Annotated in this window: 12 protein-coding genes; 8 read left to right on the top strand and 4 right to left on the bottom strand. The window is 57.2% G+C overall.

Features of this window, described 5'->3' with window-relative positions:
* The 4 genes from WBM93_RS14530 to thiS form a co-directional block, all read right to left on the bottom strand.
* Positions 1–725: SDR family NAD(P)-dependent oxidoreductase (locus WBM93_RS14530; RefSeq protein ID WP_424432582.1), on the bottom strand; the 725-nt coding region annotated here is incomplete at its 3' end.
* A 105-nt stretch (positions 726–830) separates the two neighbouring features.
* A complete protein-coding gene (locus WBM93_RS14525; protein ID WP_424432581.1) occupies positions 831–2,369 on the bottom strand; it encodes a WS/DGAT/MGAT family O-acyltransferase in 1,539 nt (512 codons plus the stop codon).
* A gap of 345 nt (positions 2,370–2,714) precedes the next feature.
* The gene (locus WBM93_RS14520; RefSeq protein ID WP_424432580.1) at positions 2,715–3,068 is read right to left on the bottom strand and encodes a UrcA family protein; all 354 of its coding nucleotides are present in this window, start codon (positions 3,066–3,068) and stop codon (positions 2,715–2,717) included.
* Between the two features lie 326 nt (positions 3,069–3,394).
* Positions 3,395–4,375, bottom strand: a complete 981-nt coding sequence (thiS, locus tag WBM93_RS14515) for a sulfur carrier protein ThiS (RefSeq protein WP_424432579.1) — start codon at positions 4,373–4,375, stop codon at positions 3,395–3,397.
* 99 nt (positions 4,376–4,474) lie between these two features.
* Between thiS and aroQ the strand changes: the two genes are divergently transcribed.
* The 8 genes from aroQ to WBM93_RS14475 all read left to right on the top strand — a co-directional run.
* Positions 4,475–4,912, top strand: coding sequence for a type II 3-dehydroquinate dehydratase (gene aroQ / locus WBM93_RS14510; RefSeq protein WP_424432578.1), 438 nt, complete (start codon positions 4,475–4,477; stop codon positions 4,910–4,912).
* Between the two features lie 20 nt (positions 4,913–4,932).
* The gene (gene accB / locus WBM93_RS14505) at positions 4,933–5,403 is read left to right on the top strand and encodes an acetyl-CoA carboxylase biotin carboxyl carrier protein (RefSeq protein ID WP_424432577.1); all 471 of its coding nucleotides are present in this window, start codon (positions 4,933–4,935) and stop codon (positions 5,401–5,403) included.
* A gap of 10 nt (positions 5,404–5,413) precedes the next feature.
* Positions 5,414–6,769 carry an acetyl-CoA carboxylase biotin carboxylase subunit gene (accC, locus tag WBM93_RS14500; RefSeq protein ID WP_424432576.1) on the top strand — a complete coding sequence of 452 codons (1,356 nt, stop codon included), beginning with the start codon at positions 5,414–5,416 and terminating at the stop codon, positions 6,767–6,769.
* A gap of 31 nt (positions 6,770–6,800) precedes the next feature.
* A complete protein-coding gene (locus tag WBM93_RS14495) occupies positions 6,801–7,358 on the top strand; it encodes a DUF7010 family protein (RefSeq protein ID WP_424432575.1) in 558 nt (185 codons plus the stop codon).
* A 130-nt stretch (positions 7,359–7,488) separates the two neighbouring features.
* Positions 7,489–8,499, top strand: a complete 1,011-nt coding sequence (locus WBM93_RS14490; protein WP_424432574.1) for an RcnB family protein — start codon at positions 7,489–7,491, stop codon at positions 8,497–8,499.
* 110 nt (positions 8,500–8,609) lie between these two features.
* Complete coding sequence (locus WBM93_RS14485; RefSeq protein ID WP_424432573.1) at positions 8,610–9,893, top strand: amidohydrolase family protein; 1,284 nt, start codon at positions 8,610–8,612, stop codon at positions 9,891–9,893.
* A gap of 10 nt (positions 9,894–9,903) precedes the next feature.
* Entirely contained in the window at positions 9,904–10,605 is a 702-nt protein-coding gene (locus WBM93_RS14480) for a prolyl hydroxylase family protein (RefSeq protein ID WP_424432572.1), read from the top strand.
* 124 nt (positions 10,606–10,729) lie between these two features.
* A partial coding sequence (locus WBM93_RS14475; RefSeq protein WP_424432571.1) for a DUF885 family protein occupies positions 10,730–11,286 on the top strand: 557 nt, incomplete at its 3' end.

Genomic DNA, 11,286 nt, shown 5'->3' with positions numbered 1-11,286 from the left:
GCACCAGCCGTCAATATGGTTTTCGATGGCGCGCCATCGCTGCACAGGTAAACCACCGCGGGTGTCACCGCTTCGGGCACCAGCATTTTCAGCGCTTCTTCCGGCATGATATCTTCGGTCATGCGGGTGGCCGCGACAGGGGAAATACAGTTGGTGTGGATCCCCTTGCCAGCGCCTTCCTGATGCAGACTGTTCATCATGCCGACCAGAGCCAGTTTCGCAGCGCCATAATTGACCTGCCCGAAATTACCGTACAGACCGGTCGACGATGTGGTCATCACGATCCGGCCATATTGGCGTTCGCGCATATGATCCCAGACCGCCTTGGTGCAATTGGCGCTCCCGGTCAGATGGACATCCATGACGAAATTGAAATCTTCCATCGACATTTTGTGGAAGCTCTTGTCGCGCAATACGCCGGCATTGTTGACGAGAATGTCGACATGACCCCATTTGGCGATCGCATCGGCGACCATTTTTTCAACCGCCGGCATATCGGTAACGCTGCAACCGGCGGCCATGGCGGTGCCGCCTTCGGCTTCGATTTCCGCGACCACTTGCTCGGCCACGCTCGCCGATCCACCGGTACCATCACGCGCGCCGCCGAAATCATTGACGACAACCTTTACCCCGCGCCGCGCCAGTTCCTTGGCATGTTCACGGCCGAGACCGGCGCCGGCGCCGGTAACGATGGCGACGCGGTCGTTAAATTCTACTTTGCTCATGGCGAGTCCCTTTTTGTTAATCGAATGATTAAGGGACGCGATGCGCAATCAAAGGCAACGAGTCAAGTCGCTTGTGACTGCGCATTTCCGCTAGAAAGCCGCGCCTTATTTTGCTGTCGCTTTGTTGCGCATCCTGCCTGCAGTAGCGGCAGAAGGAGCGATCCGTGCCTTGCGTTTGGTAGCCGGTTTCTTATCGGCTTTATTCTTTTTCGCAGCCGGTTTCTTGGCTTTTTTGGTCGGCACCGCTTTCATCAAATCGTCGAAACTCTTCTGTATGCACTGGGCGTAGAATTCCGGATCGGGCACGATATCGCGATCTCCCAGGAAAGTCAGGATTACATCACCATTATAGCTCGTCACCACATGGAAAATCCCCTGCCCTTCGGCCAATATTCCCATGCCGAACGATTTCACCATCTCCGCGCCTGCCAAATACATTTTATACATCGGCCCCGGCACGTTGGTTAGGACCGTGTTGACCGCAGGATTAAAACGGTCGGCAAGACCCGCCATCATCTTGGTGCCCGCAGCAGTAAGACCGGCAGGCATCGCGCCGGAAATCTCCATCAGCGTCTTCGCGCCGATAGCCTCGGTCATCGCCTTGGATCGCTGTGTTTCCCGCATGACAAATTCCAGCCGTTCGGCGGCGCTGGCAAGATGCGTACCGCCACCCACGGTCATCATCGTCACCTGGTTGCCCGCGCTATCCTTGTCATTCTCATCGCGGACCGAAACAGGTGCGCCGATTTTCAGCGTTTTTTCCGGCAAATCCTTTTTGGCCTTCAGATATTTGTGCAGCGATCCGCCAACCACCGCGAGCATCACATCGTTGACGGTCGCGCCGGGAAATTTTGTGCGGATTTTCTTGATATCGGTCAGCGCAAATTCACGTCCGTCGAAAACGCGATGCGCGCTGAGTTTCTTGTTAAAACGCGTTTTGGGCGCGTTTCCCTTGGCGTCATCGCGCTGGGTGAATTGCTTGCGCATGTCGAAAACCCGCTTGGGCATAGGAAGCAAGTTCTGCAAGTTTCGCAGGCCGCGAACCGGATTGACGATGTTGTTGACCTGTGCCTTGGCCAGCAGGGCAAGCGGATTGGGGGTCTTTTCCGGTTGCCAATCGCGGTCAAATTTGCGCGGTTTCAGCTTGGCGTCGAGATCGTGGAGCGCCATCGCCAGCTCCATCCCCGATTTTCCGTCGATTGCCGCGTGATGCGTTTTCTGCACCAGCGCGAAGCTGCCCTTCGGCACGCCCTCGACATTGTCCAGACCCTCGATCACCGTATATTCCCATAGCGGTCGATCCATGTCGAGCGGACGAGCATAAATGCGCGAGGCGAGGATACACAGCTGCCTCCAGTCGCCGGGTTGTGGCAGGGCAATATGCCGAACATGATATTCGAGATCGAAATTCTCGTCCTCGACCCAATAGGGATGGTCAAGGTCGAGTGGCACGCGCACCATTTTCTGCCGAAAAATCCGCGCGCCATCCAGGCGTCCCTCCAGATATTTCAGGATATCCTTGAAGCCCACAGCGCCGCCGGGTGCAGTCGAGGGGTCGTAAATCCCCAACCCGCCGATATGCATCGGTGTCGTTGACTTTTCCATATAGGCAAAACTGGCATCCATTGCGCTTAATTGTTCCATCACAAATCCCTCAATCTTTTTTTGTGCCGCTCAGTCTAATCCAAATTAATCCGATTAGCGAATCAGTTAAACTACAAGTGACGAAGAGGCAGCCATCGGTTGCGGCATTATATCCATGCCGGTCATTTCTCTGCCACGAGCGACATCAACCACAGCCGATCCGCCCGCTGCAGTGCGGCAGGACTGCGGAGCGACACCACCGACAAGTTAAGCAATTTTTACCTGAGTACCGCGGTACAGATCGGCCAAAAAAAACTCCGGTGTAAGGGACACCGGAGTTTCTCAAGTTGGGTTTGGCCAAAGTGCGGCCGCTTGTTGGGGGACTGCGACTCTTGGAATTATGCTTTAGTTGCTGATTACCATTGCGGTTTCGATCGGCTTGCCTGACTTGGCTGCCGCCATGATTGTCACACTGGCGCGTTGGGCCGAAGCATTTGCTTGTGTGATGCAGACGCCGTGATCCTGAATGTCGACCAGGCTTTTCGGATCGTAACTGCCGCAAACTTTGCGGACTGCCCCTCTGAGACGGCCCTGCAGCGTCGATTGACCGTCGTCACTGTTCAGATCGAGATCGGCATAGCTGACGATCGCGGTGCGCACGGTCCGGTTCTGGGCATTCGCGCTGGCTGAAAATCCGGTCGCGGTTACGGCAATCGCAGCTGCGGCACAAAGGGTTTTGGTAAGCATTGAATTCGACATTTTTTCTCTCCTCAAGAATTTGTTCGGAGCGGTGCCGGAAATTTGGGGGACCGGCACTGCCCGCTGGGGGCGAGAACGGGAGCGGGGATCCATCGGGCCGGGGAATGGCCGTCCGGAGAGACTTAGGGTCATGCTCCCGCCTCACCATCTTGGATAGGGGAACGATCGGGGACGAGCATGCGAACTTCGATTAACCGCCATTCTGATCGGCGAACGGCGAGTGGTTTCGACCAACGGCAATCGCTGATCGACAAATCTATCATAACGTAACTTTAGTTACTAATCAGATGGTTATGGTTGCAACCGAATCACGGCGTATTAGGGCACTAAATCAGTCCGGATAGCGGACTTGACGGGTCGGCATACATCCGGCGGCCCATTCGTCCGGACAGATAGGCCTGGCGACCCGCCTCGACCGCCAGCTTCATCGCCCGCGCCATCCGGACCGGTTCTTTGGCTTCTGCAATGGCGGTGTTCATCAGCACCCCGTCACAACCAAGCTCCATGGCGACCGCCGCATCGCTGGCAGTTCCGACACCGGCATCGACCAGCACCGGGACATTGGCGCCTTCGACGATCAGCCGGATCGTTACCCGGTTCTGGATGCCGAGCCCGGATCCGATCGGCGCGCCTAGCGGCATGATCGCGACCGCGCCAGCGTCTTCAAGCTGTTTCGCAGCAATCGGATCATCGACACAATATACCATCGGCTTGAAGCCTTCCTTGGCCAGCACTTCGGTTGCCTCCAGGGTTTCGCGCATATTGGGATAGAGTGTCTTCGCCTCGCCGAGCACCTCCAGCTTGACCAGTTCCCAGCCCCCGGCTTCGCGCGCCAGCCGCAAGGTACGGATCGCATCCTCTGCGTTGAAACAACCGGCGGTGTTGGGAAGATAGGTGATTTTCTTGGGATCGATATAGTCCATCAGAATCGGCTGGTTACGATCCATGACATTGACCCGGCGGACAGCGACGGTGACGATCTCCGCGCCGGAGGCTTCGACCGCTGCAGCGTTTTCCTCGAAATCCTTATATTTGCCGGTTCCGACAATCAGCCGGGAGCGAAATGTCTGTCCCGCCACCGTCCAGCTGTCATCTCCGGATCCGCCGCCGACAAAATGCACAATTTCCAGTTCATCACCGTGCTCCACAATGACATCAGCCAGAATCGAGCGCGTCACAATCACCCGATTGCGCTCTACAGCCACCTTTGCCGGATCAAGATCGAGAGATCGCACGAGATCGGCAATCGACAAGCCGGCCGCAAACCTTTGATCTGCGCCATTCAACCGGATCTGAATTTCAGCCATTTCGGTAACTTTCATGTCTTTGAACTCGCTTTTCAAATACGAGCCATATAAAGAGGTCGCTCCAGTCGCAACCAAAAGCCTTGGGGAAGGAACAATATCTTGGCGGCCAAGACCATCTTTGTATTGAACGGACCCAATCTCAACCTGCTGGGCATGCGCGAGCCTGAAATCTATGGCTCGGAGACGCTCGACGAGATCGCCGGACAGATTGAAGACCATGCGCAGACGCTTGGCTTCGACGTCGAAATCCGCCAGAGCAATCATGAAGGCCATCTGGTGGACTGGTTGCACGAAGCGGCTGCGGAAGATGCCCATGCGGTAATTCTCAACGCCGGCGCATTGACCCATACATCCCTCGCCCTGTTCGATGCGATCAAGGCGATCGGCACTCCGGTTATTGAAGTGCATCTCTCGAATCCGGCCGCGCGCGAAGAATTTCGCCACAAGAGTTTCATTGCCCCGGTTGCAAAAGGAAGCATTTGCGGCTTTGGTGCTTTGGGCTATCAACTGGCGCTGGACGCTGCGAGCAAGTTTTAACGACTATATAAGGACAAGATATGCCTGAAAAAAAAGAAACGGGTGAAGGCATGAATGTAGACATCAAACTGGTCCGCGATCTCGCGGCCATTCTGGAAAAAGCAGGCCTGACCGAGATTGAAGTCGAAGATGGCGACCGCAAGATCAAGGTCGCGCGCGGTGGCGGAACATTTGTTTCCGCACCGGTCTCTGTCGCCCCCGCGGCAGCTCCGGCCGCTGCCGCCCCGGCTGCGGCAGCGGCTCCGGCGGATGATCACTCCGGCGCCCAGAAATCACCGATGGTCGGCACTGCCTATCTCGCAGCCGAACCCGGGACACCCAATTTCATCAGCGTCGGCGACAAGGTTGCCGTTGGTGATACTTTGCTGATTGTCGAGGCGATGAAGGTAATGAACCCGATCACCGCGGAGACGTCCGGTACGGTGAAAGCTATCCTGGTCGAAAACGGCCAACCGATAGAATTTGACCAGCCGCTGGTCGTGATCGCTTGAGGCTGACAGCGTGACCATTGAAAAAATCCTGATCGCCAATCGCGGGGAAATTGCGTTGCGGATTCTGCGCGCGGCAAAAGAACTCGGCATAGAAACCGTCGCCGTGCACAGCACTGCCGACGCCGATGCCATGCATGTGCGGCTAGCCGACCAGGCGGTCTGCATTGGCCCGCCGGCTGCCGCCGACAGCTATCTGTCGATCCCGGCGATCATCTCTGCCGCCGAGATCAGCGGCGCCGATGCCATCCATCCCGGATACGGCTTCCTCTCCGAAAACGCGCATTTTGCCGAAGTCGTCGAAGCCCATGATATCAAATGGATCGGCCCCAAGCCGGAACATATTAAAATCATGGGCGACAAGGTTGCCGCCAAGAAAACCGCCGGCGATCTCGGCATTCCGCTGGTTCCCGGCTCCGATGGCGCGGTCAGCGAAATCGCCGAAGCCAAGAAGGTAGCGAAAGACGTCGGCTATCCGGTGATCATCAAGGCGGCTTCCGGCGGCGGCGGCCGCGGCATGAAAGTGGTCAACAGCGAAGCCGAGCTCGAAACCCAGATGAAACAGGCGGGTACCGAGGCCAAGGCGGCCTTTGGCGACGCCACCGTCTATATCGAAAAATATCTCGGCGATCCGCGCCATATCGAATTCCAGGTATTCGGCGATGGTCGCGGCAATGCTATCCATCTTGGCGAACGCGATTGTTCGTTGCAGCGCCGCCACCAGAAGGTGCTCGAGGAAGCACCTTCGCCGGTGATCAGCGCCGAGCAGCGCGAGAGGATGGGCAAGGTCTGCGTCGATGCGATGAAGGGCATGCAATATCGCGGCGCTGGAACCATCGAATTTCTATACGAGAATAACGAATTCTATTTCATCGAGATGAACACCCGGCTGCAGGTCGAGCATCCGGTTACCGAAATGATCACCGGTTTCGATCTGGTTCGCGAACAGATTCGCATCGCCGACGGCCGCGATCTGTCGGTCACGCAGGACGAGCTGGAATTCAAAGGCCATGCCATCGAATGCCGGATCAATGCCGAAAATCCGAAGACCTGGGCGCCCTCGCCCGGTAAGGTCACCAGCTATCACGCGCCCGGCGGCATGCATGTCCGCGTCGACAGCGGTCTCTATGCCGGCTATTCGATTCCGCCTTATTATGACAGCATGATCGCCAAGCTGATCGTATATGGCCGCACCCGCGACGGTTGCATGATGCGGCTTGCCCGTGCGCTCGACGAATTCGTCATCGAAGGCGTCCAGACCACGATTCCGCTCCACCAGAAACTGGTCCATGACGAGGAATTCCAGTCTGGTGAATATACGATCAAATGGCTGGAAGAGTGGCTGGAAAAAGATAATCTGAAGGATTAGGTTTGTGAATTAGGCTCGCGGGGGTTTTTTGATGAACTATGAACGGGCAACCCTGCCGGAAATGCGGCGAGAACTGCTGGATGGCGAATATAAGGGAATGCCTATTGCCGGATTGCTGTACTGGGCAAGCTGGGCAATTATATTGTTTCTGTTTCCGGAACCAAAAAACATAATCTATCTGGCGTGGAGTTGCGGCCTCATATTTCCGCTTGGCGTTCTGATCACAAAATTTCGTGGCGGAGACATATTCAATGACGGAAAGGACAGTCCGCTGACTGCGGCGTTCATGATGGCGTTGGTCACGTGCCTCTTGTTTTTCCCGCTGGTGATGGTCGCGGCTAGATTTGATCCTTTGTTATTCATCGTCGGCCTCTCACTGATTTCCGGAAATATCTGGATAATCTGGGGCTGGACGGCGGGTACAAATTTGGGCCTATATCATTCCATCGGCCGAGCAGTTGGAAGCTATGCGGCCTATTTCTTCGTCCCTCAGCCCTATACTGCAAGTGCCATTTGCACGGTCGTCGTCGCGGCCTATTTATACTCGTTCTGGCGGATGCGGTCCCTGCCGAAGCCGTCGACGTCTTAACGCTTATCCGTTCAGGTTCAATCCACCTTTCCTGAACATAACAAGTCAGTTCAGGACTCTGACAGGGTTAACAAACTATCACCTGTTGCACAGATGCGGCAAAACGAGTCGCCAGCAACAGGAGTAAGCCATGCGTATATTTTTCTTAACCGGTTTGATGGCGGCCACGATGTTGACGCCCGCCGCCGCATCCGCCGCCAACATTCGGCCACAAACAAGCATAAATGCCAACTCAGTCCAGGCGGATCTGACCGGCACAGCAGAATTGCAGCGCGATCGTCGCAGCGAACGCCGCGGCGACCGCGGAGCAAACCGTGGCGGCAACCGAGCCAACCAGGCGACCAATCGCGGTGGTGGCCAGCGTCAGGCGCAACGATCCGAAAATCGCAACAACCGCGGACAGGCCCGCCTCGAAACGCGCGGTGACCGCGCCGAAGCACGGCAGAACCGCCGTGTCCAGAGGGTGGATCGCGACCTGAACGCCAACCGCGCCGATCGCCGCAATGATCGGGTTGTGCAGCGAAACGTCCGGCAAGACCGCAATGTCAATCGCACGGTGCGTCAGGACCGACGCGCGGCGCAGCAAAATCGCAACGTGCGGCAAGACCGCAGGGCCGCCAATCAGGCAAACCAGCGTCGGGATATCCGGCGCGGTGACACCAACCGGGACGGGCGGGTAGACCGCCGCTTCGATCGCAACCGCGATGGCCGGATCGATCGGCGCTATGATCGCAACAATAATGGTCGCGTGGACCGCCGCGTAGATAACAACCGCGACGGACGGATTGACCGGCGCTACCGGGACAATCGCAACTATGCGCGCAGCAACCGCAACTGGAACCGCAGCTGGCGTCAGGACCGGCGCTATGACTGGCAGCGCTACCGCAATGCAAACCGCAGCTATTATCGACTGGGTCGCTATTATTCCCCCTATCGGTCTCATAGCTACCGCCGGTGGAACATCGGTGTTTTCCTCGGCACATCCTTTTACGGATCGCGCTACTGGATCAACGACCCTTGGCGCTACCGTTTGCCGGCAGCCTATAGCGGCACCCGCTGGATCCGCTATTATGACGACGTCCTGCTGGTCGACACCTATACCGGTGAAGTCATTGACGTGATCTACGACTTCTTCTGGTAAGCCAGCACCAACCCATCAACAAAACCCGCTGCCTGAAAAGGGGGCGGGTTTTTTGTTGCAACTTGCCCGGCATCCCAGCACAACGACCTTCTGTCTTTGGGAGAGTGACGATGAAATGCATAATGGGCTGGGCGCTGGCCGTTTTGGCTGCGGTGATGATGACCGGTGCAGCGCGGGCGCAGGATCGGATGATCATTCGCGTCGGTAATTTGCTGACCGATGCGGCCTCTCAACCAAGCGGCCCCGCCACCATTTTCGTGCGCGACGGCAAGATTACCGAAATCCGGCGCGGAGCGGATATGGTGACCGGCTCTGACGCCAATATCGTCGACCTGTCCGACAAGACCGTGATGCCCGGCCTGATCGACCTGCACGTTCACCTGACCGGCGACCCTGGCGGTGATTACTGGAAGCAGGCGACCGAACCGACCGACTGGGGCGTTGTCGTGGGTGCAAAAAATGCGCGCCTGACCGCCAAGGCCGGCTTTACCACGGTCCGCGAAGCGGGTTCATCGCAATATTCGGCCTTTTCGTTGCGCCGCGGCACTGCCGAAGGCGTGATCCCGGGGCCACGGATCATTGCCGCCGGCCCTGCTCTGGCGATTGTCGGCGGACATGGCGACACCACCGGATTTACCGAACATGTCAATGAACTGCTGGCCAGCGGCTATAGCTGCACCGGAGCGGTTGAATGCGCCGAAAATGTCCGCAGGGCGTCACGCGCCGGTGCCGATATTATCAAGATCACTGCGACCGGCGGGGTGCTGTCCCAGCAAGGCCGCGGTCTGGAAGCCCATTTCACCGACGCCGAAATGCGGTCGATTGCCGACACTGCCCATTCGCTGGGACTGAAGGTGATGGCCCATGCCCATGGCGCGCGCGGGATCGAAGCCGCAGCACGGGCGGGGATTGATACGATCGATCACGCCACATTTGCCGACGACGCGGCGCTGAAGGTGATGAAAGCCAATGGCACGGTGATGGTACCGACTTTGATGGCGTTCAAGGGCGTCAGCGAGGGTCTTGGCAAGGGAATCTACACGCCGGTGGTCGAAGCCAAGATTCGCGAGACTTTGGGTTCGGTTGGCAAGGCAGTGACCGCGGCCAGGAACATGGGCGTGCCGATCGGCTTCGGGACCGACGCGGGTGTCTTTCCCCACGGCCGAAACGCTGAGGAATTGCAGCTGATGGTCAACGCCGGCCTCACCGCACGCGAAGCCCTGGCAAGCGCAACCACGATCGCCGCAGACACGCTCGATATGGGCAATGAAATCGGCCGCATCGCGGTTGGTTATTCCGCCGACCTGATCGCCTTTGACGGCAATCCGCTGGACGATGTGCGGGTGCTGGAAAAGATCGACTGGGTGATGGTACGCGGCCGCATCATCGACTAGATTACTCGACATGGCCAAGGTCTTTTCAAAAAAGCAGATCGAGCGTTTTGCCAGTCCGCGGCGGATAGCCGAGCTCGGCCGGCGGGTAACCGAAACCTTGAACGCCCATCCCCGGGTCCAGTGGCTGGAAAGCCCGCATGTACAACTCTATGTCTGCCAGAATTTCATCAGCGATGCCGATTGCGATCTGCTGATCGACATGATCGACAGCGATAGCCAGCCCTCGACGCTGTACAAGGGCACCGAACGCGAGGGATATCGCACCAGCTACAGCTGCAATGTCGATCCGGCCGATCCCGACATCCTCCGCATCGACCAGTCGATTTGCGACCTGATGGGCCTGCCGCAAACCCACAGCGAAGTCCTGCAAGGCCAGCGCTATCAAGTGGGACAACAGTTCAAGGACCATCACGACTATTTCCACGAAAGCGAAAAATACTGGCAGTTTGAAGGTCCGAACGGCGGCCAGCGTACCTGGACCGCAATGGCCTATCTCAACGAACCGGACAAAGGCGGCGCAACCGCATTCCCGCAGCTGCAATATGAGGTCGAACCGCGGCGCGGCATGTTGCTGATATGGAATAATATGAGCCGCGACGGGACGCCCAATATCGACACGCTGCACGCCGGAACGCCGGTCGACAAAGGCACAAAATATATCATCACGAAATGGTTCCGGCTCAACCAGTGGCAGAAAGCCTGGGTCCCGTAAAGACCGGTATCTCCGATCAACAGACGACCGGTTTCGACAAACAACATTAATCGGTCGGTGAAGTCGTTGCGGGTGATACTTTACCGTGTTAGCTGCACATAACAGTTTTGGATAGGAACAGATTATGATCAAGAAACCTCTCGCCCTTCTCGTCGGTACAAGCCTGCTCGCCATCGGCAGCGTCGCGACTGCCCAGCCGCTTGCCGCAACCAGCGCGGCTGCAATCGAGCATCACGAAGAAGCGGAGATGACCGAAGGCGAGAAGATGAAAGCCCTGTTCGCCAAGAGCGACGAGGATAATCTGAAACGCAATCCGATCGGCGCGCTGTTCCGCGGCGACGAACGCTATGCCGACCAGCTCGGCGACTATATTTCCGACGAATATTTTGCCGGTGAAAAAGCCGCGGAAGAATCCGAGCTCGCCGCGCTGCTGAAACTGGACCGTAACAAGCTGAGCGCGACCGACAAGATCGCCTATGATGTCTTCAAGCGCGACAAGCAGCAGGCGCTCAAGGGCTATTCCAAGGAAATCATGGACCTGACTGTCGTCCGCCCGGTCAATCATTTCAGCGGATTTCATACCTTCTATCCCAATTTTGCCTCCGGCAAGGGCGGCGCGCCGTTCAAGACGGTGAAAAATTACGAGGACAATCTGAAACGCCACAAGCAGTTCATCATCAT

Origin of the sequence: Parasphingorhabdus sp. (assembly GCF_049667325.1) — a bacterium.
Classification (GTDB): domain Bacteria; phylum Pseudomonadota; class Alphaproteobacteria; order Sphingomonadales; family Sphingomonadaceae; genus Parasphingorhabdus.
Note: the sequence above shows the minus strand (reverse complement) of the source record. Positions and strands in the feature narration are given on the sequence as shown.